The organism is Bradyrhizobium agreste (assembly GCF_016031625.1).
GTDB lineage: Bacteria > Pseudomonadota > Alphaproteobacteria > Rhizobiales > Xanthobacteraceae > Bradyrhizobium > Bradyrhizobium agreste.
On record NZ_JACCHP010000016.1, the window covers coordinates 49,146 to 75,139 of the forward strand.

Genomic DNA, 25,994 nt, shown 5'->3' on the forward strand with positions numbered 1-25,994 from the left:
ATGACGGAGGAGTCGTTTAGCATTTCGTGTAAACCGTCAGATCGTCAGATTTAGTTGCCACTGGCCGCGCAGAAATTGATGATGGCAAGCGAGCAATTCCCACGATCACCCTTCTTTTTGTTGTTTGCTCCGTTGCCTGCGCTTTGACGCTATCGGAAACCCGTCTTGTGGAGTTGCACAAACAGTCCCATAGCAAGCCTTCTCACCCTTGTAGTTGGCCAGCGCTTCGACCAACGTCGACGTGACGTCCTGTTTCAGTTCGTCGGGGATAGGCTGAGGACCGCCTAGCGAGTTCAACGCCACCTCGATCAATTCGATTGCGCGATCCTTGTTGCCGCTCTCATAATAATACTGAGCGACCGTCCCATAGGACAGGTACTTGAAGCCACCGTCCCCTTGCGGAGGATTCAGCGCAAGAATGTGTTCGGACAACTCTTTGCCCATCGCGAGGCGCTCGGCAGACGGGAAGTGGGAGTTGTCATTCGCCGGATCAAAGAGTTGGCGCAGCGCCCACTCCATCCACTGCTCATCGTTTTTGTCGATCGCGTCGCGAGCGAATTGCCTCAAAACCGGCAAGCCGGTCTGCAAGTTGCGCAGTTTGTGAAGCAACAGTTCCGCATGGAGTGCGCGGAAGCGGAGATCGTCCGGCATCACCGCGACGGCCTCTTCGACCGCCGAAACCGCCTTTGCCCAATCCTCCGCCTCCATCGCCGGCCGAAGCTTGGCGAGAATCGACTCAGTCAGCGTCCTTTCGCGCATTTCGCGTCGTCCGCTGTCGATCCGCTCTGTATCGGCGGCTTTGGCTTCATCGCTGGTCCGCCAACTGCCGTTAAGAACTTTCGGCAAGACGTCATCGAGCTCCATCGGATGACCGATAAAGGCGATGTGGCCGTCACGGTCAACGACGAACGAGGTGGGAATCCCGACAGAAAAGCTGGAGTCCATCCAAAGCTTGTTCATTTCGCCTGTGGAATCGAACCCGATCCGATAGTTCAGGTTCGAGAACTTGTCGGTCAACCACGCGTCCAACGTTGTTCGGGCCTCGTTCGCCGTTGGAGCTTGTTCGCAAGCTGCGACGCCGAGCAGCTCAAGTCCGCTGTCTTTGTATTTCTCTTGCAGCTCTACTAGATGAGGCATGACTTCCGCACATGGTCCGCACCAAGTTGCCCAAAATTCGACGATGTACACCTTCCCGGGCTGGAAGCTCGTGAGGGGCTCGCCGCGCAGCCAGTTCTCCACCTTGATCGGAGGAGCTGGGGACTCCATGCGCAGCACCATGTTGCTCTCCAAAACTATTGCCACTCGTTGCGCGACTTTGTGCGCTTGCCTGTTTCTCTCATACGGAGCACACAGGTTGGAGAGCATCACGCGTTTTGCGCATCTTGTGTGCGCTCAGCCCTCACTCCGTGTTTCTGCATCCCAACAGCAAAAGGCGTGCCATCTCGGTTCGCACGCGTCAAACGCCTGACTACGCTTTGAAAACTCCAAGACACCCCAAACACAGCCGGTGTTTTGAACCTGACGGACTTTGTCCCATGTCAGAAGTTGGACACGAAATCCTTGTCGGTGAGCACTTGGTCATGCGAGCCGATCCGGCAAGATCTCGCGTCTAGAACTGCCGCCGCCCGAACGCATCATGTAGCAAGGGCAGTTAGGATCGATTTCGCAAGTGAGGCGCGCTCCCGCTCCGGGTGACCAGCACAAGTATTTGAATAGGTCTTCCCACCGCCTTCGGCGAGACGATTGAGACGTCGGCTTTGATGATGCCCTCTGAGCGGAGCCTATTCAGTCGTCGTTGACAGGGTGGTAGCAGAAAGCCCGGCTACTTCGCCGAGCACCTCGGAAGTTAAGCGGTTGTTCTTTTGCACAATCTCAAGGATGTGGACGTCTACTCGATCGTATCGCATGATCAGCTCCCGCCTGAGGTGAATTCCGCCGCGATATTGAATCGCCATGAGGTATCGGTGATGACGGACGAACAGCACGAGCTGGAACACTGCAAGCAAGAGATTGCTCGTCTCAAACAGCTGGTTGTGTACCTTTCTGCAATTGTGTTGCGCAACGTCGTAAGAGACGGCGAGAACCGAAAGGAACGCGCGTGAGTCTCTGGCCGCCCACCGAACGCCAGCCACGCGAGGGTGTGTGGGCGTGCATCGAGATAGTTTGAATAGAGGCAGCGCCCTGCCTGGCAATCATTCCGGCGCTTTCGAGCGAGTAATACCTGTTCATTCCAGAACTGAGCTACACACGATTGAAATAAGTTGGCTGCCATTCGCCCCAGTCCAGCACTTAAGTATTCATTGCATTGAAACCGATTATCTGCCCTGCCTGGTGGTGCCAAGCGTAAAGGTCTATGATGCGATCTACAAGAAGCTGATCAGTCGGCTCGACTTTGCTGACGTCAGCTCGTTCATTAGCATGGAAGTGCTGAAGTTTACGACCACGGTGCCGTTGGCCTTTAGGGTGCGCCTTCCGGTGGCTCGGGGCAAAGCCGCCTGGATGCATAAGTGTATTCCAGAGCCAGCCGGCGTGCACGCTCGATGAGATTTGCGGCAGTACTGTGCCCCCCGTCGATGTTCTCAAAGTAGAAATAAGATTCACCGAGCGCAGCGAGCTTCGCGGCGGCCTTACGGCCGTGCGCAGGATGCACGCGGTCGTCCTTGGTGGAGGTAAGAATGAAAGGCTCCGGGTAGGTCTTGCCCGGGTACCAGCATTTGGTACGGCGAGTAGGCTTCGATCCACTCTCGTTGTTCGGGAATGGCCGGGTCGCCATACTCGGCGGTCCAGGACGCGCCCGCGCCCAAGTAGGTGATCGAAGCATGTCCAACAGCGGCGCCCCTATGATCGCCGCGTTGAAAAGCTCGGGGCGCTGGGTTATTGCAGCGCCGACCAGCAGGCCCCCTTGGCTGGCGCCGATCACGCCGAGCCGGCGCGGACTTGTGACTTTCCGACGGATCAGATCGTCAGCGACGGCGATAAAATCATCCCACGTCTTTTGCTTCGTTGCTCCCTGGCCAGCCCGGTGCCATGGTGGACCGAACTCGCCGCCTCCCCGCAGGTTGGCAACAACATACGCATTCCCCTGCTCAAGCCAAAGCCGCCCCAGAGGTCCCTCATAGGAAGGGAGGCGCGGAACCTGAAACCCGCCATAACCATCGAGAAGCGTCGGGGTCGACCCGTCGAATCTTGCGCTCCTGGGCCGCACCAGAGAGTACGGGATCCGCGTGCCATCGCGCGAAGTCACCTCGAGCTGCTCCACGACATGCTTCGATGCGTCGAACGTCGCAGGTGCCGTCTTCAAGAGCTCGAGCCGTTTGCTTTCGGCATCAAAGTACCAAAGCGATGTTGGCGTGAGATAGTTCGAGACGGTAAACGTCATTTCATCGTTTTGCGCGGAAGTGACTGATAGCCTTACGGTCGCATTCTTTGGCAGTGGGACTGGTGTGGCATGCCATGCACCTTGATCGTACCTGTAGACGAACGCCTTGCTTTGAACGTTGTCAAGAATGGTCACGACCAGGAAATTCCTGGTGGTGCCAAATCCGCTGAGTGCCTGCCGGCAGTTGGGCTGGAAAACGACAGAGGGTTTCGCACGCAGCGGATCCTGCTTCCATTCGGCCAAATCATACGAGATCATTGAGCCGGCCTTGAAGCTGGTATCGCCGGAGCGGATCCAGTCTTCGTCCAGTTTGACAAGTAGCCGGCCACTCGCGATCCCGACGATCAAGGCCTTCTTTGGCAGATCGAGTTCGATCGGCCCGGCGGGCCCGAACAGCACATACTGCCGCTCGAAGAAGTTGATTTGACGGACCACGCCGGTTACATCCATCCGCCCTGCTCCGAGCACAAAGGGCAAGGTCTTGAAGTCGGTGTGCTGGCCGCGAAAGACTTCGCGCGCCTTATCGAGCGGCTGAGCTCGCTTGAGTTCCTTCAACACGAACGGGAAGCCGGCCTCGGTCGTGGTCCCCTCGCCCCAATCACGTGCAACAAGGACGGTGTCACGATCAATCCAGCTGACGCTCTGCTTGCCCTCGGGCAGTTGGAATCCACCTGCAACAAAGCTTTTGGCTTCGCTGTCGAACTCGCGTATGGACAGGCCATCCTTGCCACCGTCGGAGAGTTTGACGAGGCAGCGCCGCCCAAGGCAGCTGCGACCCTTGTAGACCCAGTTCTTGTTCTCGGCGAGAGCGAGCGCGTCAAAGTCCAGGATGGTCTCCCATCGGGGATCCTGGCCACGGTAGCTCTCAAGCGTAGTGCGCCGCCAGATGCCGCGCACGGGCTCTCGTCTTGCCAGAAAGTTTCGAGACCTTGCCGTTTCAGCGAAACGGACGGAATCCGATCTTTTGCCTGGAGGATCGTCAGCGCGTCCCGGTAAAAGCGATCGTAGCGAGGATCCGATTGCAGCAAGCCGAGTGTCTTTTCGTTCTCGGCCTGTGCCCAGGCCAATGCGCGCGGCCCCTCGACCTCCTCGAGCCAGAGGAACGGATCGTCCACTGGGGCCGCACCAGACTGCCCGTGGAGCAGCGCGACTGTGAGACACATCATCCAGAGCAACGCGACGCGCACAAGGGACTTTTTCATTTGGCTTATCCTCAGACCAGGCACGCAGGCCGAGCCCGCAAGTTCTTGCGTAGCGAAATTCGTGTTGGGATCGTGCACGCGCCGTGTCGCGCCGCCCGCAGCTCGATCTGTGCAAGCAGCATGCCGCCGACAAACAGCAGGTTTCCGCCGCATCGTGCCGCATCGCCATGCCAGGCTCCCGACATTGGCTCTGAAGCTGACAATCAGGTGTCCGCCGAGTAACGTTTCGCCGTCACCCTTTGAAGCCGCCGCCGGAGCGCATCAGCAGCGCGATGTTGCGGCGGGGCTGCACGCTTGCGTTCCGACAGAGGGCGTGTGGGCTGTTAGCCGCCTGAGTGTTGGCGGCGTGATTTGCGAGCGAGCACCGTGCGATAAAGAGAGCTCGTTGAGCAGTAGCCAAATCGCCGTCGGGAAAAGGCCGTGTTCATGGCACATCTGCGAACGCTGATTTGACGATAACGCAACAGGACACTACCAGCTTAGTTTCGTTGAGACGCTGGAAAGCAACGTGAAGCGAGGGCCACACTTATCTATCTCCTTCCAAGCGCAGGGATTTAGGGATGCGCTGCGCTTTTGCGCCTGAGATAACGGACACGCGTACGCGATCACCCGATATAATTGACGATCAATTCCATGTAACGGCCCCCCAACCGTGCCGTGTCGGACCAGCCGGGCGCCCTTGAGGCTTACGAGTACTGGCGCGGGCGATCTCGCCCTACATCGGCGAATTCAGATTGAAGCCTTAGTTAAGTGCTGGAGTGGGGATAGGGACTTTCCAGGCTTCCAGCTAGATCGCCGTTCTCATGACCTCCAATCAGCCGATCCTGATAGTTCTGATCGACCGGGATTCGGAGTTTGCATCTTAGAGCGCTTCGGCCCGGCGGCGTGCACTTCGCGGCGCGTTGGTCACGAGCGTAGGGTTCGGGCCGTTCGTGGCGGCTGGAATATCTTGCCACGCCCACACTGCGACCGCGCTCGCAACGCCTGTAACTCTGACGGCAGTGATCGATCGACGGCCTCAACAGACAGCCTCATGGCTGGAAGAGACCGTCGAAAGGCCAAACGCCCGGCGCGCCGTCACAAGGCATCGCCCGACGAGTGCGAGATCACGCTTTGCAGAGAGCGATTTCCGGAGGCGAGGCGGATCAGCCGACCCGGAGATCCTCAGCTGACATCTTACCCGTACGCCCGGCCTTGAGCTGATAACTTACCCGGGCCCCCTCTTCGAGGGTGGTGTAACCGGCTTTTTCGACGGCACTGATGTGCACGAAGACGTCGGGACTTCCGTCCTCAGGCCTGATGAACCCATAACCTTTGGTCGAATTGAACCACTTCACAATACCCATTGCCACGGCGGCATCTCCATAGTGAACCGTTGTGATCTAGCGAACAGTCTCCCGGCCATCAAGAGGGTCGGCAAGAGACGAGTCGCTGCGCTGGCCACGTGCTCGTTTTTATCGCGTGCTCTAGCTGCGGCCTCATTGTGCAAGCGACAAAAGCGGCCTGACGTCGACGACACTTCGCCTCAAGGCTTCAGCCCGGATGACGTTTGACCTTCGCTTCACTCGTCGCTCGCCACCGGCTTACAGAAGACGTGCGGAGCCTCGAACATGCCGCGCTCATCCAGAGCCGGCGAATGCTTTCGACGTTGAACAACAGGGCAGTCGTGAACTCCTTTGCGCAGCGTCGCGCAGGATTATCAATGCGCGCATGCCTGCATTGAAGCTCCCTGAAATTCTTTCTCAAGCACGAAGACGCCCGCAGGGCTGTGCTTTGACTGTTCGTCTTCGGATGTCAACCGCGCGTCGCGCCCTGTCGAACGAGCAGGATCTGCCGAGACAATCGGAAGCGCAATTTGGCAAGTTATCCGCTTGTCATGTTGTGTTTGGGAAGCCGGAAAACCCGCTCGGCAACGGTGGATCCTGTTGAAACCGGTAACTTGCGCATCTGACGAACTTCGTCGCGCCGCTGGCGGCTCTTCAGCCTCTCGCTTTGGGTTCGACGAATTCAGCTGAGAATCGTGAAGACGTTGAGATAACCAATGGCTTCTTTTTTATCGGCTTCGATCAGCCCGTCCACTGAATTTACTCAGAACAAAGCCGCCTCGATGCATAGGTGTATTCAAGGGCCAGTTGACGCGCATATTCCCTGAGGTTGGCGGCGGCGCTGTGCCCCCCGTCGATGTTCTCGTAATAGAAGTAAGGCTGGCCCAGCGCGGCGAGCTTCGCGGCAGCCTTGCGGCCGTGCGCTGGATGCACGCGGTCGTCCTTGGTCGAGGTAAGAATTAAGGGAACAGGATAAGTCTTGCCCGCCACCAGCTTCTGGTAAGGCGAGTAGCCTTCGATCCAGGCACGCTGCTCGGCAATGGCGGGGTCACCGTACTCGCCGATCCAGGAGGCGCCCGCGCCCAGTTTGGTGTATCGAAGCATGTCAAACAGCGGCACCTTGATGATCGCCGCGTTGAAGAGCTCGGGACGTTGGGTGATTGCGGCGCCAACGAGCAGGCCGCCCTGGCTCCCGCCAATGACTCCTAGCCGGCGTGGACCCGTGATCTTGCGGCTGATCAGGTCCTCGGCGACGGCAATGAAATCATCCCATGTGGTCTGCTTTGTTGCCCCCTGGGCGGCTTGATGCCATTGTGGGCCGAACTCGCCGCCCCCGCGCAGGTTCGCAACGACATAGGCATTGCCCTGTTCCAGCCATAGCCGGCCCTCCGGTCCCAGATACGAGGGCAGAAGCGAAACCTGGAAACCGCCATAGCCATAGAGAAGCGTCGGGAGCGTGCCATCAAACCTTGCGTTCTTGGGCCGCACCAGAAAATAGGGAATTGACGTGCCATCACGCGAAGTGGCTTCGAGCTGCTCCACGATATGGTTGGACGCATCGAAGGCAGACGGTGTCTTCTTCAATTCCTCAAGGCTTTTGCTTTCGCCATCAAAATACCAGAGTGAGGTTGGTCTGAGATAGCTCGAGACCGCGAACATCGCCTGGTCCGCTCCATCGGAGCTGGCCGACAGGCTGATATTTGCATGTTCCGGCAGCGAGATCGGCGTCGCCGACCAAGCTCCTTGATCGTACTTATAAGCGAACGCTTTGCTCTGAACGTTCTCAAGGATCGTCATGATCAACAAATTCTTTGTAACGCCTAACCCGCTCAGGGCTTGGCGGGGCCCAGGTTGAAAGACGAGCGAGGCTTTGGCGCGCAGCGGATCCTGTTGCCATTCGGCCAGATCATACGAAATCAGCGATGCGGCGGCGAAGCTGATATCGCCTGGCGGCCTCCAATCTTCATCAAGCCTTACGAGCAGGCGACCACGTACCAGACCGACTATTGCGGCCTTCTTCGGCAGATTGAGCTTGACGGGCCCATCGGGGCGGAAGACCACATACTCGGACTCGAAAGAGCTGATTGCGCGGATCGCGCCGGTCGCGTGAATATTGCCGTCGCTGTCACGAAGCACGAAGGGGGACGCCCTAACGTCGGAGGGCTCGCCACGAAAGATCTCGCGAGCCTCACTGAGCGGCTGAGCGCGTTTGAGCTCCTTCACCACAAAGGGGTAGCCGGCTTGCGTCAAAGTCCCCTCGCCCCAGTCCCGTGCAACAAGGAGTGTGTCACGATCAACCCAGCTGACGTGCTGCTTGCCCTCAGGGAGATAGAAGCCACCCGCAACGAAGGTCTTGGTGTCGCAGTCGAACTCTCGTATGGTCGCGGCATCCTTGCCGCCATCGGAAAGACTAATCAGGCAGAGGCGCTCTTCAGGCGGAAGGCATCTGCTACCATGAAAGATCCAATTCCTGTTCTCGGCGACCGCCAAGGCGTCCACGTCGAGAATGGTTTCCCACTGTGGGTCTTTGCTACGATAGCTCTCGAGCGTGGTGCGCCGCCAGACCCCGCGCACCTGGTTCTCGTCTTGCCAGAAATTCTCCAAGCCGCGCCGTTTCAATGAAACATATGCGATCCGATCCTTGGCCTGCAGGATGGAGAGCGCCTGTCCGTAGAAGTGCCCATAGCGAGGATCTGACTGAAGCACCCCAAGCGTCTTCTCGTTCTCGGCGCGAGTCCAAGCCACTGCGTCTGGCCCTTCGATCTCCTCGAGCCAAAGGAATGGGTCATCAGTCACCGCCGCATCCGTTCGCAGCGCCGTGGAGGCGAAGCAGGCAATCGAAAGCAACGTGGCGGAGAGGAGTGATGTCTTCATGGATTCGCTCCGGCTAAGGTCGAGAGGCCACCATCGCAGGCCGCGGCGCGTCAAGCAGAAGCGGCGGAAAGCACGCAAACGCATGACATAGCGCGGCTTGCGCTATGTGGCGGGCCGTTCACTGCAAGCTGCGTGCCGGCTAAAGAGTCGCAAGTTTCAGCCGTTCGGAGCTGCACGACCCTGTTCGGTTGCCGACATTGGTTGCCAAGCGGACATCACAGCGTGTCGGCGAACCGCCTGCCAGACAGCGCCTTTGATTTTAGTCTTCAGTGGCAAAAACCCGGGACGCAGCGATGCTCCTTTCCTCCGCATATGAGCTTGTTCCTTTCGCTAGCGTCACCGGACCGGCTTGTCGACAGGCATCATCCCCACGAAGAGCTGCGCATTGATCAGCAGCCAAGTCGACGTCGGCAAGGGTGGTATGCATTGGCGACGTCCGACTCGTTGACTGCAAGCGCTGCCCATTTTGAACGAGCTTTTTCCTCGCGAAATCCACTAGTCACGCCGATAGCTCGGTTCGTTGACTGATTGCCGAGAGGATTGCGCTCGAGACGAGGAGAGTAAAAGCGCCCTAGCAACGGCCTACGTTGCAACACGTCTTGAGATTGAGCCAGCAATCAACAACAGGTACAAGCACCAGATCAGGTTGTTCGGCGCAAAACGGCGAAATGAAGCTGGGCATCAGCAGCAATGGAGGGAGCTACGGTCCAGCTTAAGCGATCCTGATCCACCCGGCGGGGACCCAGGCACGAGCCGTGGTCCTCATCGACCCCTATTACGCAAAGAAGATCAACGGCGAGATTTTCGATCGAGAATGCCCGCTGCTGCCGGATCATCCGGGCTGGTTCAAGGCTAGTGCAAACCCTACTGCGAACTGTTCCGTAACGGTGCTGTTGCGGCTCAGAGCAAGCGCCGCTTTCCGGGGCGGAGCGATCAACGGGCAGCAGCGCGCCGACTGGCGCCGCCACCACTCGCTTCAGCGTCGTTTAGAGATAGAACCTGAGTTGACTGTATCGCCCCCTTCTGATCATGGACCACTCGCATGATGTCTTGATTTTCATGCGGCCCTGCGCCGCCCGCGAGAATCGCGTCAGCGCCCTGGATTGCTTCTCCGTCCTGCTATAGAAGCCTGTCATCCGCCGCGCTATGCTTTTCGCGGTCAGTCCTCGCGGGCACCGAGCTCTTGTCCACGATGACCATCGCGTGAAGCTGCCGGCGCCGGCAGATCCCAGAGTCTGTCCTGTGTATGCTTCAGTGGGGCCGCCAAAGCCTCAAAGGCCAACTTCACGTCTTCATAGGCAGCCTGCTTCAAAGCGGCATCAGCGGGATCGATCTCGCTATAGGCGGTCAGCGCCGCGGCATAGTTTTGATACAGGGGCATTTGAGCCTCGTTGGTCCAGCCGAGACCGAGATGGTGGAACTGATCAGCCGGAATGGTGATGCGGCTCTTGTCCAGCTCCCGGAGGTAGTCCGCCGACCAGTCGTGGATGGTATAGGATTCAATCTTATCCATCATCGACCGCCAGCGTTTCACACGCTCGTCAAGCGGCATATTGGCCGCTTTCGAAATAGCGTCCGCAATTTCTTCGGGATGGTTTGGATCTACCAGCAGGGCCTCGTCCTCGTTGAAGTCTTCAGCCGCCCCAGCAAACTTCGATAATACCAGAACGCCGGGATCCTCCGGATCTTGGGCAGCAACATATTCTTTCGCGACCAGATTCATGCCGTCCCGCAGCGGCGTGACGACACCTACATGTGCCGCGCGGTAAAGACGCGCGAGTGCAGCCTGGCTGAACGGCTCATTCGTGTAGTGGATCGGCCTCCACTCCTCTGTGCCATGCTCGGCATTGACATGGTTGATCGCATTCTCCACGTCCTCCTTGTACTTTCGATACTCGTCGACGTCGGCGCGTGAGGACGGCGCGATCTGCAACAGCGAGATGCTGCCCGGCTCGGCCGCCAAGAGCTGGTTAAACGCTTCGACGCGTTTGTCGATGCCTTTCGTGTAGTCGAGCCGGTCCACGCCGATTGCGAACTTGGCGCCCTCGAAGCTTTGCAATAATGACGAGATTTTTTCTTGCTCTGCGGGCGAGAGCTCTGCCGCAAGATACTGTGCGAATTGCCTGGGGTCGATACCGATTGGGATTTTTTTGAAGTCGCGTCTGGCCACGCTCCGTGGTCACGACGCCATCCTTGCTCTCCAGCCCGAAATAGGTTCGCAAGGAGGCCAAGAAATTGTTCAGATCCCGGTTTGTCTGAAAGCCGAGCAGATCGTATTCCAGCATCGACTTCATCAGTTCGCGATAATTGGGTACGCGCTCTATCATGTCGGGCGTCGGCCATGGCGTGTGCAGAAAGAAGCCGGTCGGCCGCTCGATGCCGAGGTTATGCAGATCGCCCCCGAGCGGGAGCAAATGATAATCATGCACCCAGAATGCGTCCCGATCCCGCAAGTCGAACGCCGCACGCGCGATGAAGTTGTTCATCTGTCGATAGCTGTCGTATCCCTCTTCCGCGCGCGACATCCGGTCGGACAGGGAGTGTAATACCGGCCACAAGGTTGAATTCGAATAATCTCGATAGTAGCCGCGATAGTGCGCGGCCGGCAGATCGAGTTCGGCCACATGGCCTTCGCCAGCCTTCACGAGTGGCAGGGGCCGCTCAGTCCCGTCGCCGCGGTTCTCCGAGGAGAACATCCAGACCGCGCCGGAACGTTCGACGACCGGCTCGAGGGCTGCGGCAAGTCCGCCGGTCTGGGGTTTATTGGGGTCGAATGGCGCGCCGCGGTTCGAAATGACGACCAGCTTCATGTCGGGTTGCTGGTTTACCGAGCGATGTTCCGCGTCGGCGGAGGCAACAGCATGGGAAGGACCTGCACCTCCTTCTTGCTCCTGCTCCAAGGGTATCGCATCGAGGTGCAGGGCGAAGGCCGCTTGGCCTAAGGTTTCATCTTGCTGGGTCGCGCCTGATGTGCTGCTGGAATCCAACCTTGCGGTGTGGAGGGTGTCATGGATTCGAACCATCTCGTAACTCCCTTTGGCGATGTTTAAGTTCGATGCAGGTCGCAGATCGGCCCCGAGATATCTCCATTACGCCACGATGACAGGTCCAGCTTTCCGGAAGCTGACCAGTCGAGCAAATTCGTCGGATTACGCATCCAACCAGGACTTCAAGGTGGTCGTGGGGGATGAGGCGAGAATTTGTCGGCCTAAGGCAAGACGACGGTCGGCTTGAACGATTTAATGAGTGCAAGCAGAGCGTTGCCGTCGTAGCCGGCGACGCACAATCGGTCTCGACGCTAGGAAGATTCGGGCGCTCTGGCGAAGTCACCGTCCTGATCGGCTCCCTTTGAACGGCGCGAGCGCGCATTGACGAGGTCTATGGAGTAGGTCAATCCTCTGGATGTCGCAGATCGGCTCGCGAACATCGGCGGCGCTGCGGCATCCTGACGGTACGATATAGACGGCCATCATAGGGCTCCTGGGGTGGTGCTCCGTGGCGTATCAGCGCCCATCCGAATGCGAGGTAAAAACCTGCAGAGAAGCTTCTTTCAAGCTGCAGCGGCCCACGACCTTGGCTCTATCAGGTTGTGGCCCTGTGCGACGATACGATCCGCTTCCATGACATGCCCCTTCATACCGTGAGGACGATACCTCCGATGTGGTCGGCTTGATGCTCTGGCGGCGGCACAAACAATCCGGCCGGCTCCCACTATGCGATAACGAACGAAATTGCAGCTCGAATGCTTGACCAGTTTAGCGGGGGACGTGCGTGATTAATGGCTCCGTGCGAGTCGTACCCACCTCGCGGAGAATGCATAATGAGCGCACCGATTTGTGGCCACGTTGCGCGCCTCGACTCCTCCTTTCGAAATCATCGATGACGCCCTCTGGTCGTGGTCCAACTCAGTAAAATCGACTTCGGGTCGCCTGCCTTTCCAGAAACACCGGGATCGCGGCCCCGCCGCAAACATATCCAGCTTATGGCTCAAATCCGCTAGATCATCGAGAAACGCGAAGGGCAATTCATCAGCTAGCTACGCTTGTGAGGATCGGCCGCACTTGGTTGAGCGCGCAGAGCGTGTGCTGGAGCGTCTACCAGCAGCACGCGTTTCGAACTGCGTTTACGAACTATCACTGCCGTCTTCGTATACGGGCTAGTCCGTCTATCCCGCCGTTCCGATCAGCACGACTTCAGCACCTAAGCCGCGACGATCACCTCTCTTCAGCTTGCGTCCCGCATACGGCCGCCGCGCCCCCGCAGCGGGGGGCGGACCGACCACAACGCTTATACAGGAAGCCGACGGCCGTCGAACTTCGTTATGCGCCGGTGATCTCATCTCGCCTAGTGGTCCACGGCGCCGCGTGACAATCGGCGACGAAATAGAAGCAGGCCCTCTTCAGGGGCAACGGAACTGCGACCGTTACTCAAGAAGACCCAGACGCCGCGCCTTGACGACGCACTGGGTCCGGCTGGTCGTTTCCAGCTTTCGCATCGCATTCTTGATATGAAAGTTGACGGTGTTATCGCTCACGCCCAGGATGACTGCAATCGCCCAGGATGACTTCCCCTCCTCCACCCATCGCAAACACTGTCTCTCCCGTTCCGACAGCACAACCTCTTCATCCGCCATGAATTTCTCCTGGAGCCGAGAGGCCAAGAACGAGATCAGCAAGTGCCATGCCACTCAGTGACACCCGCAAATTCTCGCGCCAGGACAAGTTCTTGGGAGATTGCCGGTCCGTTCTCGGGAGACTGCCATCGAACTGCAGCCTTCTCGACGGGATTGCGACATATGTCTCAACGCAATAGCAGCATTTACGACAATCGTAGCAGTCGATATTTCAACATCTGTGTGAGCTGGATATCACCCTTTGACCAGGCGCTCTTCCCGCCAGGGCTGAATGCTCTGTGAAGGGCCGTAGCACGGGGCTCGCGAGCCCAGATCTTTCACTTGCACCAAAGCTTTCCTTTCCAGCGTGTCGGCTCGACGCTCATCGACCATAACGATTGGCTAGCGTTCGGCGCCAATCCTATGGCGATCATGCAAGCTTTTACGCCCCAATAAACTACCAACGCTGGTCATTGATCGACATCACGACAAAACAATATGAATAGTGAAGTTTGCGCCAATCGAAGCTCGGCTTTCAGGATTTCTGTATGCAGTATCAGCCACAATCCGTGCGGCCAAACGCAGGTCATCAATGCACTCGTCCGTCGTCTGTCGAAATGCTTCGCGCCCAGGTGTGCTCGAATGATGATCTGTCGTTTTTGATGGAAGCGCATGATGGCCTGTCTGCCACGATCGCCCAGCGCTCGGGATTCAAGGGGCTCTGGGCCTCTGGTTTGTCGATTGCCAGTTCGCTCGGCTATCGCGATGCCAATGAAGCTTCATGGACCCAGCTCGTCCAGAGCGTCGAACGCATAGTGGACTCGACCGATTTACCTGTGCTCGTTGACGGTGACGGGGGCTTCGGCAATTTCAACAATGCTCGCCTCCTCACACGAAAACTTCATCAGGCTGGCGCGGCGGGCGTTTCGCTTGAGGACAGCTGCTTCCCGAAGATGAACTCGCTCATTGGTGAGCGGCATCCGCTCGCCGATATCGATGAATTCGCCGGTCGCCTGCGGGCTGTGAAAGATACGGTCGCTGAACACCTTGTTCTCGTGGCTAGGATCGAAGCGCTGATCGCTGGACATGGATTGAACGAAGCCATCTTGCGTGCTCATGCCTATGCCGAGGCAGGCGCCGATGCAATCTTGATTCACTCGCGAAAAAGTACCGCATACGAAATGCTTTCGTTTGTCAGCGAGTGGCGGAACCGGCTACCCGTTGTGATTGTTCCGACGACCTACTATCGAACGCCAGTGTCAACTTTTCGCGATGCGGGGATCTCCACGGTCATCTGGGCCAATCACTCTATGCGAGCTGCAGCAGCTGCAATGCGGCGTGTCTGCGATAGCATCGCAGCTCACGAGAGCGTTGCGAGCATTGAATCTCATATCGCCCCCGTCAGCGAGATCTTCGAGCTCCTGAGGTACGACGAACTCGCATTGGCCGAAAAACGATATCTGCAGCCCCGCTAATCTATGGTGACAGGTTTTGTCTTTTAAGGTTGCTCTCTTGAAAGCCCGCGCGATGCGAACACCCCTCGCCTCTCGTCAGTCTTGCTTCAGTGTCAACCAACAGGCAGTCAACTTTGTAATCCTTGTAACGCTCTGACGCGGCGGAACAGCTTTCCCCTGCCACTTGGTAAGAAAGCCCTATCCGCGGATGACGATCATACCGACGTGTTTCAATCTTCGGGGCCATCTGACAGGTCTGCGGCGGTCCGCAAGACTGAACAGAGACGTTCGAAACGCTCGCGCGTCATACACGGGATAGAAAGCGAATGAAATGCCTGCGAATCCTCCCAAGAATGCTGTCATTCTTGCCGCTGGAGTTGGCTCTCGTCTGCGGCCGCTAACGGAGCTAAACCCGAAACCTCTAGTCCAAGTTCATGGCACTCCCATCCTGCACAACGCGCTACATAACCTTGGGCGTGTCGGCGTGGAACAGGTGACGATTGTTGTCGGGTATCGCAAAGAGGCGATCCAAGACGCCTGCGGCAGCCGCTTTGGCGGCGTTGCAATCAAATACGTCGAATCCCCTGTTTACGACCGTACTGGGAGCGCGTATTCGCTCTGGCAGGCGCGTGACGCGCTCGCTTCCGGGGACCACTTCCTTCTTGAGGGCGACGTCTTCTTCGAGGAAAATGTATTGCGGCAGCTGCTCATCAGTGAAGCGCCCGACGCGGCTGCTGTCGCTCCCTTCCCCGAGCTGATGCAGGGATCAGCGGTCCTGTTGTCCGATCTTGGCTTCATTTCAGAGTTTCGTTTGAAACAAACAGCGAGAAATCTCATCGCGGGTGACCCGCCTCTTTACAAGACGATGAATCTGTTACGGCTGTCCGCGTCTACTCTGCGGACAGAGGTTATTCCGGCCCTAGACGATATGATCAAGTCCGGAGCTATCCAAGCCTACACCGAGGAGCTACTTTCCTTTCTCGTGGAAACACAAGGCCTGCTGCTTGCTGCGGTGAGATGCGATGATCTCAGGTGGTACGAAATCGACGACGCGGAAGATCTGCGTACCGCCGAACGCATCTTCGCAAGAGCCGACGTTTGATCCAACCGCGCAGGGCGAGGTTCACGACCGAGTTGGCGCCAGAGAATTTGTCCAGCGGTCCGAGAGTGCGTTTCGCCGGAAAGTAGCTATGCGCAACGATCACGGAAGATTTGACGCTGCGCCTCTTCACGACCTGCGGCTGCCTCCGATACCGGCCGTGTAATGATGCCAAGCCCGCCAGCTTGATGGGGCCGCAACCAACGCGGCCGCTGATTGCCTCAGATGATTTCGAAAGCAGATGATTTCGATTTGCTCGCTTGCGCTTTTCCGGATCGAGGCTTTCCTGTAAGCGGCTGCTCCGCGGAACTAATCTCTTTAAAATCGAATCTGAAGCTGATTCTTGGTGCGCACAGTACATTCTCGCCAAATTTGATCGGAATACCCCCGGAGCAGTCAAGGCTCTCTTTGACGAAGACCGGCGCCGAAGTGGACATTCCAAGCAGGCGCGCCTCCTGCGCAGAGGGCAGACGTGCGCTTATCGTCACCCACTGTCGCGAGTAGTCGTCAATTCCGATGCGCCTGAGAGCAGTCGAGATCGAGTTGGCGCCAGAGAATTTGTCCAGCGGTCCGGGAGTGCGTTTCGCCGGAAAGTAGCTATGCGCAATGACGATTGGGATCTCGTCCTGATAGCTCAGTGTGTCGATGCGCAGCACATCGTCACGAGCCCGCAAGTCGAGTAGCCGGCGAGCCGCTCGTCTGCCTTTATCGTTGCAGCAGACAGGATCTTACGACGTGCCAGGCGGCCTTGCGAGATGAGATTATCGGTCAGCCGGGTTTGAGAGGAGAGCAGATAAGATGTTGGATGTTCGACAACGAGGTGCCTCTCCCCTGCTCGACACGTAGCAGTCCCTCCTGCTGGCGAACTGCGGCGCGTATGACGGTGGCCCAGCGTCATGTTGATCTTGGCCCAAGGGGTGAGTAGGCCGGGGCCCTTAAGCATCGATCGCGTCGTTGGCCCAAAGCAACGGCAGAGCCAAAGTCCTCAGGCATACTCAGTATACTCCGGATTCTTTGTTGACCCCAGAACTGGTAGCAGAACTCGGTTCAGCTTTGACGTATTCTGTAGGCAAAGTCGGTGGCTGGCGACCAGAGCCTCGACCTATGGGCGGCCGGCAGTGAAACCGATGTTTGACGCCACCAGTGTCTCGAGAGCGGTCATGCAAGATAGCGTCACAATTTCGATCACGAGCTGGAAGCCGGGCGATGGATTTTTAGCATCTCGACTGGTGAACCTGAACCGCCAGGTCACGGATGAGACATGATGACTCAGCTCTGCGAGCCTCCGTCGCGTGGCTCGGCACCGCCGATTGTTTTTGTTGGCAGGAACCGACGCGGTAACTGGGTCGCCCGTGAACAAAGGGGCTGCTTTGGCGGCCTTTTTGTCAACCGCGCCCAAGCTTTGAAATACGCTTTTGTCGAGAACGGCCGCCATCCAGAGAGCATAATCGAGGTGACGCGTGAGATCGAACTCGATTTTCGGACCGATCCATGAACTACATGCAAAGAGCGTAGGCGTTGGCCGCCTGCCCCCATGACCGGAATCCCATCACTCATGTCGTGATAGCCTCGTGTGATGATCAGATTTCAAGCTGTGGCGTCATCCGACCTGGACCTCGTAATATTCTGTGAGCAGCGGTTACTCAGGCCATTTATTCACGAACAAAGTTGACGGCTTTAGAGGTAAAGCTCGCTATAAGCCAGCCTACCCGATTCCTTCATTTTCTATCAAGTCTCTGAGGGTCTGCGCTCGACACACCGCTAAGCCTCGACCGAAAAGGCAGGCAAATCGCACGCTTGCGAGCTTTGGTCTTCTCAGCGATGAGAGGACCCGAGGCACAAGGCAATCAGCTGCTGATCGAAGAGAGGACCCGCGGACGGAAGTATTACGGCGTGACCCTCCCTTTCTGCCCATCGACCGCGAGATTGCCGCTGCTGAGATTGGTCGACTTGAAGTAAGCACCGGACGGGTCGCCTGGCGTCGCGCCGCAATAGCTATATCTGCCGATACCGCCTCCCGGTCCAGGCGTTACGAAATCTCCTCAATGCCAGGCGGGCCACCGTTTCCACCGCCGCCACCGTTGCTGCCTCCCCCCGATCTAACCCGCGGAAGAGAAACACAATGTTCAGCAGACCAGGTGGGATTGGCCCGCTTGGATGGACCAGTTCGCCTACCACGACATACACGTCTTGGAGCTGCTTAGTGAATGCCCCAAGGCCGGGTCCGCCAGGCCCCAAGGATAGCCAGATTTCGTTTCTGTTTGTCTCGCTGGAATGATCCCCGCCCGTTGCATCGGGTGCTCCAGGGCTCCCGTTACCGGCGCTGAGCTTCGAACTGTGTTTCTAGATAATACTGTAGGCACCGGGCCTGGTAACTTTGATCCGTTGCGCTGCCAGTACAATCGAGGGAGCGTCAAGTTTGGTCATACTCATTCGTGCTACTTCGCAGAACGCGATCTGATCGGTCTTGATGATCTGTTGTGAATACTTTTCCTCTACCGAGATCAGGATAAGCGTTTGCGTCAGGGCGCGACCTTGATCGCGCCAGCAATCTCCGCCGGTGGAGTTCCGACTGCTGGTTTGCGCCGGCTCATTCATCAGGACTGCAAGTCCATTTCGTTGAATGGAGGACCATCGGCTCCCTGGCAGTCAGCCTCTTTGCCTTTGGATCGCGGCCATTTGCGCGAATGGGCAGCGAAATCGAACGGCTGCCGAGCCAGTGGAACGGCTGAGCGTCGGTCAGCGCTCGCAAAACCTGCGCCGCCGCAAATTGATAGACGGTCGACATAGCGTCAGGCGAACAACGATTCGGTGACACGCACCGAATAGCTCGATCGAAAACCTCCAACTTTGTGAATTTTTATGTAGGTTATAGGCAGTGGTTTGATGACCATCGAAATGGCTGCCTTCGCGCATGAGAGCTCGTGCGCTTGTGGCTTACAATGTGCGCCGGATCCGCGTCGAGCGCGGTATTCCGCAAGAGCAATTGGCCTACGATGCAGGTGTTGATCGCTCCTATATGAGCGGACTGGAGCGCCAGCAGGCGAACCCGACAATCGATCTTCTTGATCGTCTTGCCGACACGCTCGGTGTTGCTGTCTCCGAGCTGTTTGTTCGGCCATCCAAGGGTGCGCCGCCGCCCGCCACCTTACCTAAAGGTCGCAAGCCCAAGGCGGCACGCCGCAAAAGGACCTAGTCCCTCTGACAGGACCGAGCCGTGAACGCCGATCTTGTGCGGTACTGGACCAAGTATGAAGGCGCTCCCACGCGGATTTTGTGCGCAGCCGAGCCTTGATTCGCGGCGATCCCGCCATGGACATCGAATAATGTGATGGATGTTCAATCTGGCGCCGGAGCAGACAATGGCGGCTCAAGACGATGAAGTTCCTCTAAACGCCATCCGCGCGTTTGTGATCGTCGCCCGCGAAGGCAGCGTCACGCGCGCCGCCAGCAGCTTGGGAACGACTCAAAGCTCGGTCAGCCGTTATTTGTCCGTCCTGCGGGACTATCTCGGTGCGGACCTCATCGAGCGGCGCGGCCGACGCAGTCATTTGACCGAGTTCGGAAGACTATTTGCTAACGCAGTCTCTGAACCGCTCGAGACAGTCGGCTTCACCGCCAAGAGAATGCGACGGCGGGCGGCCGCGGGCACCAATCGGATTGTCGTTCGCACATCACTATCGACTTTTGCTTCCTCGCTTCTGATTCCAAATCTGCAAGCATTCTCTGCTGAAGCTGGCGGTGTTATCGTGGACGTCGTCAGCTCGCTGTCGCCGCCGACATCTTCGGATGGCTACGATATATTGATTACACGCGACCTTTCCGTCATCGAACCTGCCGATAGCTGGGAGATCTACAATGAGGAGCTGGTATGCGTGGGGCCGCCAAATCTAGTCGCGGGCAGAGAGCTCTCGATTGTTCGATCAACGCCGATACTGAACATCACATCTCGTCCCGACATCCTGCCGACATGGCTGAGGGCGATGAACCTGTCCTCAAACGACATCCGAGCGGGCGCGCGCTATGATCACAACTATCTTGCTCTGCCGGCAGTCATGACAGGAAAATGCCTTCTTGTCGCACCAGAAATCATCGTCAGTGATATGGTGCGAGGGGGCGCTTTGCAAATCATTCCCGGCTCACGCGCTCCAAGTGGCATGCAATATCGCGCCTATGCGGTGGATCGCAGCGAGCATCCCGAGATCGCTCGTTCTTTTTGCCGATGGGTTGCTCGTCTTTGCAAGAAGGCGACGCTAGCTCGGGCTACCTGAAACGCCTCTCCAGGTCTCCGCCATGACTCTGCGCCAGATCGCTGTACCGCCCCCATTCATGTCGAGAGCCGTCAACCAGAAAGACAATCCGAACAAGGGGCGACGTCTTCCTTCCGGCTGCGATTACCTCTCGGTTGCATTCATCCCGACGACAAGGGACAGAGTGAGAGATCGGAACGCAAAGATCTCCTGCTATCCGCCATCGTGCCATATCAGAAGAATGGCTTGGCAGAGCGGAGGTATGCCATTGATCGCCCGAGAGCTCATGAACTGTCATTCCTGCGTCGGCCCTTGTGGAGCAATGCGCGGCAGCGAAGGCGCATGAGGCGCCGCCCCAGCTTAACCAGTCGAATGGTTTGGGCGCGCAGTTCGTCTGTTTTCCAGCCCCGCTCGGCAATACGATGGCTTCCAAACAGACCTTGCGCGATTTGGCGATAGTTATTTCCTTCCTGCCATCCATCCAGTGCGCGCAGCGCGAGGATAAGGCGACGCCGCTTCAAAGCTGGCAAATCAAGAGGAGGCGTTCCGAGCGGCCGATGCTCAAGGGCGAGCCAAAATCGACGTGCGGCCTGCAAGCGAAGCTCGAAATCCGCGTCGAGCGGCAGATCGAGCACGACAACAGACCCACTCGCCGGAAGGCTCCTCAGCCAAAGGCGATGCTTCGCGCCTCCGAGCGGCACGATGGCGTGCCAGCCATCCGGCGCGCGACGAACGTCGCTGCCCGGCAGATTGCCGAAATCGATCTGGTAGCTTTTGGGCGCCACGCAGTTGGCCGCCCGCACATGCAGTACGGTCGACAGCACTTCGGGTGCCCAGAAGACTGCTTGCTTGTCGAATGCCTTTTGCGGATCAGCTGGAAAACGAGAGCCCCCACTTCCGTCGCAACTGCTCCGTGGTTGCGCTGGATCGTTGGCGGCGAGACAAGCGCCTATAATCCTGATGGTAATCGGGATCTCGGCGCAGCCACTCCCAGGCCACGTCGGCAGCTTCTGCCTTCTTGAGGTTGCTGTATGCTTCCTCAGATCTCCAGTCAGTACCCGGCATTGTCACAATCTCCCCGCAAGATTTCACACGCGAGGAAGTGCACCCCATGATTGTGGCACATTCCGGTTAGGTACGTACCGCGTACCGGCCCTGCACGCACTTAATCGATGGAATGATAGTTATTTGCGATTGCTAGAAATTCCCCCGATCCTGAGAGCGACGGTGTTCATTGCTTTGGCCAACCGCCACGCAGCAGATCGCGATAGCCGTGGCCTGCTAGCCACTTTGCCCGCGTCAGATGACTTACGAAGGTGCGTCGCGCACGATCCGGTTCAACGGTCGGGTCAAGCCCAAGCACAACGCGCGCGATTTCGCTCCAATCCGCTTTATCAGCGTCGGCATCGAGAAGTCGCATGTAGGTGACGGCGTGCTCCTTGTCATATGACGTGAGCTCGTGCGCGCTGGGAGCCAGTTCTGCGATCTTCGGGTCGGCCGGCACTGACTGAAACTCCTACCGAACTGAAAATTCTATCGAAATCCGAGCAACGATAACGAACTTAGGGTCATTTTGGTACCGCTCGAATCGTCGCGGCCCCTTGGCTTTTTGATCGTACCCTAACCGCGAACGCATCTGGAACGGCTCCATTCTGTGCACTTGCTCTTTGATCGGCGCTGAATCTGCCTGCAGTCCATACGGTGGCTGATCGCAGACTGGCCACACAGCTGAGGCTGTCCTTGCCTCCTCACCCTACGGGCAACGGAGTGGAGGCCAGTCGTTTACCCGCCGGCTGGTGAAGGCCGCAGCCCAAAAGGGCAGCCAAGTGGAAACAATTCGTTGACTTTTCGAGCTCCAGCTGAACTGTCGTCCTATAGGGTCGCGGCGCCGGCAAAAAGCCGCAGGAAACTCTGGGGGCATTTTGCTGTCCCGCCAGTAGCGAGTTGTCGCGCTGCGAGGTCGCTTGTGATGGGCCAACGGCATTAAGAAGACAAACTCCAGGACATCTGCGTCTCACGTGACCTGCTGCGTTAAAGCAATAGTCCGCCGACAGCCAACTGCTTGTGTCGGAGCTTATCGGAATAGCTCGGCTATAACCAGTGGTTTCATAGCCGTCAGAATGACTGGCTTTGCGCATGAACGCTCGTGCGCTTGTGGCCTGGAATGTGCGCCGGATCCGTGTAGATCGCGGCATTCCGCAAGAGCGATTGGCTTATGATGCCGGGATCGACCGCTCATATTTGGGCGGCATTGAGCAGCAGAAAGAGAACCCGAGCATCGATCTCCTGGACTGTATCGCCGGCACGTTAAGTATTCACTTGTCCGAATTGTTCGCTGAGCCGGCCAGGGGTGCGGCGCCTCCCAAACCGATGTCCAGAGGACGCAAGCCAGCCCACCCGTGTCGGAACAGGAGGTAAATATCGAGAGAGCGATGTTTATCGCGAACGACGGGGGCCCCGGAGCGGCTCACGTGCCCCCTTCGAGTCTACGGCGGCCATTCCGACCTCCGGCTGCAAAACAGCGCTCAGCGCCATCTGTGCCCAAGTAAGCCAGAGCATCTTCGAGATGAGCGCTTACGCCGCTCGCGTAAATCGATTGACCGGCCGCTTGAGCCCGAGGCTTTCTCTAAGAGTGCGTCCGGAGCTTGCCGACCTAAACTTGCCGCGTCGGCGCAATTCTGGACCAACAAACTCCGTGAACCCGCTCGAACCGATCTTCGGAATCACATGGAATCCATCGGCTGCATATTGAACGCGCCACACTAAGTCGTGCTCTCCCGAACGACTGAAGCATCATCGTCACGAAGCTCTCAGTACCAAAAAACTCAAAAGAAATGGAAAACGATACAAATCGAGGCGGCAATTTCCGTGACGTTCCCGCTATCGCTGAACAGCTTGACCAAAGGTTGGGTAAAACTCACAACGGCCGCAGAAGACACAACCGAAAGCGCGACAGTCATCGACAGCATGAGCGTTGCGGCCTTGAATAACCGAAACCCAGAACAGCTTGATAGCCCATAAAAAAGCTGGTGGTAATGCAGTGCGCCGATCGGGAGCAATCGCACAGCTATTCCCCTGGCCGCGATGCAATCGTCCCCGAACGGCGCAGCAGCCCCGTACAAGAGCATGGAGGCACTGGCAGATAAAATGCCGGTCTTGGTCGCTGGCGCTCCGACCGCATATGACGGAAATGTCGCGGTCGTCCATAACGGAATCATCGAGAACTTTCGCGAGTTGCGCGCTCAACTTAACAGAATGGCGCCAAATTTGCCTCCGACACGGACACTGAGGTCGTGAGACGGGTCCAGGGCGAAGAGGCGGCGCGGAAAATGGCGCTGCAAACCCGCTCGATGGTTCAAGCTCGCGCCAGCCGCCCGCCGAGCACGTCGACAGGACTTGATTCGCACGTAGCGTCAAATTGTAGTTTCGAGAAACAAGCCGCCACGGCCGTTGGAAAAGCCGGCGCAGGCCAGTGCCTCACCCGGGAGCATCGCATGACGCCACCTATGTACCGACTATAGGCCAAGGCTCGCGGCTTCGGTTTGGAAGGGCTTGGCTTGGCAACTCCGCACCGCTGCACGCAGTTGCGCTGAGATCGACAAAGCGCTCGCAACTTGGCGCACCACCGACTAGGGCCTACGAGCAATGGGCTGTACTTTAACCGCCCACTGTCGGCTCGCGCACCGCCAACGCCGCAGACTGCGCCATGCCACGTCCACGAAACGGACTGTTATTGGATCGTCTTGCGCACTCTCGATGGCAACTGCCGTCTGCGCATCAACAGGGAAACCGACATGATCGATGCAAAGCTGCAAAGTGTGCTCTCTTCTCTTGCGCAGCCGGCTAAGGAGCTAGGCGCTCAATCACCCGGACGGCGGGCGCCAGATGCACGTTACGTGAAGCTAAACACCAATGAGAACCCATTTCCACTACCAACAATGGTATGGCGAAGTGCGATCTCGGCGCTCGAACGTCAGTATTTGTATCCGGAAGACGACAACATCGGCCTGAGAGAAGCCGCCGCTGACGCCTACGGCCTCTCAAAGGACCATGTGATCGCCGGCAACGGCTCGTCGGAGCTTCTCGCCCTGATCTACAGGGCCTTCCTTGGACCCGGCGACAGCGTCGCAATGATATCTCCTGGATTCTCGTTCAATCGAAAGCTTGCTCTGTTGCAGAGCGCCAGGCTCCTCGAAGTATCGTGGATCGACTCGCATTCGATTCCGATTGACCAATTGCTCTTCGGTCCGGCAAAGGAGGCCAAGTTCATCTTGCTGGCCAATCCCAATAACCCAACCGGGACGTTCGTCTCTATCGCCGACATCGAACGGCTCGTTGCACAGTCTGATCGCTTAATCGTGCTGGACGAGGCCTATGTCGACTTCGCGCCGGATAACGGTCTGAGGCTCGTCCGCCGCTATCCCAACCTTCTGCTCCTGAGGACTTTGTCGAAGAGCTATGCGGCCGCGGGCATTCGCGTCGGCTTCGGCCTTGGTCACCCAGAGATTATTGGACGGCTGCGAAACATCCAGAACGTTTTCAACATGAACATCATAGGGCAAGCGGTCGGAGTCAGCATCCTTTCACATCGCGCGGCCTACGAGGAGAATCATAGGCATATCAAACACGAAAGAGAACGAGTTGCGGCCCAACTGCGTCAATTCGGATTCGGTGTAGCGCCTTCTCATACCAATTTCTTGCTGGCGCGGGTGCCGAATGGACACGACGGCAGTTGGTGGCATGCCGCGCTGGAAAGTCACGGCATACTCGTTGCTGTCTTTGCAGATGAAGGTCTTGACGACTGCATTCGCATCAGCATCGGCACAAGGGAGCAAATGGACTCGTTCTTGACAGCGGTTGCGGCGATCTCAGAGCGCATGAAAAGAGATGAATAGCCAACCGCACGCCGATGTGCGCTCGTTTCACTATACTGCTAGTGGAACGAGAAGGCCGCAACAGCGCCTCGCAGCAGACACCCCATGCAGCTGAGCGCCAAGCGGTCGCCAATACTGGCTTCCCCCGCGGATCCTGCGGAGCCGAAGCGTCACCACGATGTCGCGCCTCGTGAGTTGCTGGTCAAAACTAAGATCGAGCCAGAGGGCCGCGCGATGAACAATGTCTCCAGGGGGATATAAATGTTGGTGCCGTCGAGCTTGAAGGAATAGCCGGTCGGAACGACGAGCCCAGCCACGGGCTCCGAGCAGCCGAGCCGCTCGAACTTCTCCATCGATTGTGGCGGCGCACTCTCTGACGACGATGTGCCGAGCACAATCAAGAGCTCGTCTTTGAGATAGGCGATGAACCTGAAATAGGCGAAGCCGACGAACCGCGCGATCAACCCGCGATCACGAATAGCGCAGCCGCCGCTTAGAACAGCGCGATCAATCCGGTAAGATTGGCTAGCGCCGAGGTCCGAAACTGCCGATTGTAAATACCATGGCGGCGAACGCTCCGATCGGCGCGTCTTTCAGGATAATGGCGAACACGCCGAACACAGGCGGCCTCAGACGGGCCGCGCATGCTGGTGAGCTGGTTAGAAGGCTTCGATTTCAGCCGTTTGGTCGAAATGGGGCATATTCACCCGGATGTCCGCGTTCCTGAGTGTGTCGGCGACCGAGAATGCCGTTGCCGTGATTCCCCCTTTCGGCCTCCGCGCGGGAAGCCTCGATTTGGGTGCGCTGTCAGGCCTCGCCACGCTCTGTTGTCGGATAGCAGCTTCACCTCAGCGTTCCGAATGAAGCGGCAGCCGACTTGGTTGCGGACGGCCCAAGACTTGTCAAGACGATGAAACCTTCCGCG

At 57.8% G+C, this 25,994-nt stretch carries 20 protein-coding genes and 3 pseudogenes; 8 read left to right on the forward strand and 15 right to left on the reverse strand.

Features of this window, described 5'->3' with window-relative positions; translation table 11 throughout:
- Positions 1-105: 105 nt before the first annotated feature.
- The 5 genes and pseudogenes from HZZ13_RS23380 to HZZ13_RS23400 form a co-directional block, all read right to left on the reverse strand.
- Entirely contained in the window at positions 106-1,278 is a 1,173-nt protein-coding gene (locus tag HZZ13_RS23380) for a TlpA disulfide reductase family protein (RefSeq protein ID WP_197961872.1), read from the reverse strand.
- A 365-nt stretch (positions 1,279-1,643) separates the two neighbouring features.
- Positions 1,644-1,907 (reverse strand): annotated as a pseudogene (locus HZZ13_RS23385) (winged helix-turn-helix transcriptional regulator); the annotation flags it as partial.
- A gap of 551 nt (positions 1,908-2,458) precedes the next feature.
- Positions 2,459-4,276: a prolyl oligopeptidase family serine peptidase gene (locus HZZ13_RS23390; protein ID WP_311972748.1), complete on the reverse strand. Its 1,818-nt coding sequence runs from the start codon at positions 4,274-4,276 to the stop codon at positions 2,459-2,461.
- Between the two features lie 1,450 nt (positions 4,277-5,726).
- On the reverse strand, positions 5,727-5,933 hold the full coding sequence (locus HZZ13_RS23395) for a cold-shock protein (RefSeq protein WP_027575593.1): 207 nt from the start codon (positions 5,931-5,933) through the stop codon (positions 5,727-5,729).
- A 732-nt stretch (positions 5,934-6,665) separates the two neighbouring features.
- Complete coding sequence (locus HZZ13_RS23400) at positions 6,666-8,780, reverse strand: prolyl oligopeptidase family serine peptidase (RefSeq protein ID WP_197961873.1); 2,115 nt, start codon at positions 8,778-8,780, stop codon at positions 6,666-6,668.
- Positions 8,781-9,535: 755 nt separating this feature from the next.
- Here HZZ13_RS23400 and HZZ13_RS23405 point away from each other — a divergent pair.
- On the forward strand, positions 9,536-9,826 hold the full coding sequence (locus HZZ13_RS23405) for a hypothetical protein (RefSeq protein ID WP_197961874.1): 291 nt from the start codon (positions 9,536-9,538) through the stop codon (positions 9,824-9,826).
- Between the two features lie 113 nt (positions 9,827-9,939).
- On the opposite strand, the gene HZZ13_RS37240 is transcribed toward HZZ13_RS23405, so the two are convergent.
- The 3 genes and pseudogenes from HZZ13_RS37240 to HZZ13_RS23415 all read right to left on the reverse strand — a co-directional run bounded on the left by HZZ13_RS37240 (position 9,940) and on the right by HZZ13_RS23415 (position 13,413).
- A complete protein-coding gene (locus tag HZZ13_RS37240) occupies positions 9,940-10,950 on the reverse strand; it encodes a trehalose-6-phosphate synthase (protein ID WP_311972749.1) in 1,011 nt (336 codons plus the stop codon).
- Positions 10,951-11,008: 58 nt separating this feature from the next.
- Positions 11,009-11,803, reverse strand: a pseudogene (locus HZZ13_RS37245) (trehalose-6-phosphate synthase); the annotation flags it as partial.
- Between the two features lie 1,400 nt (positions 11,804-13,203).
- Positions 13,204-13,413: a helix-turn-helix domain-containing protein gene (locus HZZ13_RS23415; protein ID WP_197961875.1), complete on the reverse strand. Its 210-nt coding sequence runs from the start codon at positions 13,411-13,413 to the stop codon at positions 13,204-13,206.
- A gap of 596 nt (positions 13,414-14,009) precedes the next feature.
- Here HZZ13_RS23415 and aepX point away from each other — a divergent pair.
- Positions 14,010-14,867, forward strand: a complete 858-nt coding sequence (gene aepX / locus HZZ13_RS23420) for a phosphoenolpyruvate mutase (RefSeq protein ID WP_197961911.1) — start codon at positions 14,010-14,012, stop codon at positions 14,865-14,867.
- A 310-nt stretch (positions 14,868-15,177) separates the two neighbouring features.
- Positions 15,178-15,948 carry a phosphocholine cytidylyltransferase family protein gene (locus tag HZZ13_RS23425; protein ID WP_197961876.1) on the forward strand — a complete coding sequence of 257 codons (771 nt, stop codon included), beginning with the start codon at positions 15,178-15,180 and terminating at the stop codon, positions 15,946-15,948.
- 218 nt (positions 15,949-16,166) lie between these two features.
- On the opposite strand, the gene HZZ13_RS23430 is transcribed toward HZZ13_RS23425, so the two are convergent.
- Positions 16,167-16,601 carry a UTRA domain-containing protein gene (locus HZZ13_RS23430; protein ID WP_197961877.1) on the reverse strand — a complete coding sequence of 145 codons (435 nt, stop codon included), beginning with the start codon at positions 16,599-16,601 and terminating at the stop codon, positions 16,167-16,169.
- 605 nt (positions 16,602-17,206) lie between these two features.
- Here HZZ13_RS23430 and HZZ13_RS23435 point away from each other — a divergent pair.
- Entirely contained in the window at positions 17,207-17,440 is a 234-nt protein-coding gene (locus HZZ13_RS23435) for a hypothetical protein (RefSeq protein WP_197961878.1), read from the forward strand.
- Between the two features lie 848 nt (positions 17,441-18,288).
- Here the strand turns inward: HZZ13_RS23435 and HZZ13_RS23440 are convergent.
- Positions 18,289-18,543, reverse strand: coding sequence for a hypothetical protein (locus HZZ13_RS23440; protein ID WP_197961879.1), 255 nt, complete (start codon positions 18,541-18,543; stop codon positions 18,289-18,291).
- Positions 18,544-18,859: 316 nt separating this feature from the next.
- Here HZZ13_RS23440 and HZZ13_RS23445 point away from each other — a divergent pair, with 316 nt between their 5' ends.
- Complete coding sequence (locus tag HZZ13_RS23445; RefSeq protein WP_197961880.1) at positions 18,860-19,141, forward strand: helix-turn-helix domain-containing protein; 282 nt, start codon at positions 18,860-18,862, stop codon at positions 19,139-19,141.
- Positions 19,142-19,307: 166 nt separating this feature from the next.
- Positions 19,308-20,216, forward strand: coding sequence for a LysR family transcriptional regulator (locus tag HZZ13_RS23450; protein WP_246504533.1), 909 nt, complete (start codon positions 19,308-19,310; stop codon positions 20,214-20,216).
- A 263-nt stretch (positions 20,217-20,479) separates the two neighbouring features.
- Here the strand turns inward: HZZ13_RS23450 and HZZ13_RS23455 are convergent, their stop codons facing one another.
- The 3 genes from HZZ13_RS23455 to HZZ13_RS23460 form a co-directional block, all read right to left on the reverse strand.
- Positions 20,480-21,019, reverse strand: a complete 540-nt coding sequence (locus tag HZZ13_RS23455) for a DUF2285 domain-containing protein (protein ID WP_197961882.1) — start codon at positions 21,017-21,019, stop codon at positions 20,480-20,482.
- Positions 21,020-21,065: 46 nt separating this feature from the next.
- Positions 21,066-21,308 carry a transcriptional regulator domain-containing protein gene (locus HZZ13_RS36940; RefSeq protein WP_311972750.1) on the reverse strand — a complete coding sequence of 81 codons (243 nt, stop codon included), beginning with the start codon at positions 21,306-21,308 and terminating at the stop codon, positions 21,066-21,068.
- A 118-nt stretch (positions 21,309-21,426) separates the two neighbouring features.
- On the reverse strand, positions 21,427-21,699 hold the full coding sequence (locus tag HZZ13_RS23460) for a DNA -binding domain-containing protein (protein ID WP_197961883.1): 273 nt from the start codon (positions 21,697-21,699) through the stop codon (positions 21,427-21,429).
- A 632-nt stretch (positions 21,700-22,331) separates the two neighbouring features.
- Here HZZ13_RS23460 and HZZ13_RS23465 point away from each other — a divergent pair.
- Positions 22,332-22,613 (forward strand): helix-turn-helix domain-containing protein, encoded by a 282-nt coding sequence (locus tag HZZ13_RS23465; RefSeq protein ID WP_197961884.1) that lies wholly within the window; start codon positions 22,332-22,334, stop codon positions 22,611-22,613.
- A 407-nt stretch (positions 22,614-23,020) separates the two neighbouring features.
- On the opposite strand, the gene HZZ13_RS23470 is transcribed toward HZZ13_RS23465, so the two are convergent.
- Positions 23,021-23,413 carry a hypothetical protein gene (locus HZZ13_RS23470; protein ID WP_197961885.1) on the reverse strand — a complete coding sequence of 131 codons (393 nt, stop codon included), beginning with the start codon at positions 23,411-23,413 and terminating at the stop codon, positions 23,021-23,023.
- A 576-nt stretch (positions 23,414-23,989) separates the two neighbouring features.
- Between HZZ13_RS23470 and hisC the strand changes: the two genes are divergently transcribed.
- Positions 23,990-25,090, forward strand: a complete 1,101-nt coding sequence (gene hisC, locus HZZ13_RS23475; protein WP_197961886.1) for a histidinol-phosphate transaminase — start codon at positions 23,990-23,992, stop codon at positions 25,088-25,090.
- Positions 25,091-25,258: 168 nt separating this feature from the next.
- Here the strand turns inward: hisC and HZZ13_RS23480 are convergent.
- A pseudogene (locus HZZ13_RS23480) lies at positions 25,259-25,690 on the reverse strand (cation:dicarboxylate symporter family transporter); the annotation flags it as partial.
- Positions 25,691-25,994: the final 304 nt, after the last annotated feature.

Excerpts from the sequence above, each read along its gene's own strand:
- HZZ13_RS23380 (WP_197961872.1), bottom strand. The coding sequence starts at position 1,278 with ATGGTGCTGCGCATGGAGTCCCCAGCTCCTCCGATCAAGGTGGAGAAC.
- HZZ13_RS23400 (WP_197961873.1), bottom strand. The coding sequence starts at position 8,780 with ATGAAGACATCACTCCTCTCCGCCACGTTGCTTTCGATTGCCTGCTTC.
- HZZ13_RS23415 (WP_197961875.1), bottom strand. The coding sequence starts at position 13,413 with ATGGCGGATGAAGAGGTTGTGCTGTCGGAACGGGAGAGACAGTGTTTG.
- aepX (WP_197961911.1), top strand. The coding sequence starts at position 14,010 with ATGCTTCGCGCCCAGGTGTGCTCGAATGATGATCTGTCGTTTTTGATG.
- HZZ13_RS23425 (WP_197961876.1), top strand. The coding sequence starts at position 15,178 with ATGCCTGCGAATCCTCCCAAGAATGCTGTCATTCTTGCCGCTGGAGTT.
- HZZ13_RS23435 (WP_197961878.1), top strand. The coding sequence starts at position 17,207 with ATGATGACTCAGCTCTGCGAGCCTCCGTCGCGTGGCTCGGCACCGCCG.
- HZZ13_RS23440 (WP_197961879.1), bottom strand. The coding sequence starts at position 18,543 with ATGAATGAGCCGGCGCAAACCAGCAGTCGGAACTCCACCGGCGGAGAT.
- HZZ13_RS23445 (WP_197961880.1), top strand. The coding sequence starts at position 18,860 with ATGAGAGCTCGTGCGCTTGTGGCTTACAATGTGCGCCGGATCCGCGTC.
- HZZ13_RS23450 (WP_246504533.1), top strand. The coding sequence starts at position 19,308 with ATGGCGGCTCAAGACGATGAAGTTCCTCTAAACGCCATCCGCGCGTTT.
- HZZ13_RS36940 (WP_311972750.1), bottom strand. The coding sequence starts at position 21,308 with ATGGGGTGCACTTCCTCGCGTGTGAAATCTTGCGGGGAGATTGTGACA.
- HZZ13_RS23465 (WP_197961884.1), top strand. The coding sequence starts at position 22,332 with ATGAACGCTCGTGCGCTTGTGGCCTGGAATGTGCGCCGGATCCGTGTA.
- HZZ13_RS23470 (WP_197961885.1), bottom strand. The coding sequence starts at position 23,413 with ATGATTCCGTTATGGACGACCGCGACATTTCCGTCATATGCGGTCGGA.
- hisC (WP_197961886.1), top strand. The coding sequence starts at position 23,990 with ATGATCGATGCAAAGCTGCAAAGTGTGCTCTCTTCTCTTGCGCAGCCG.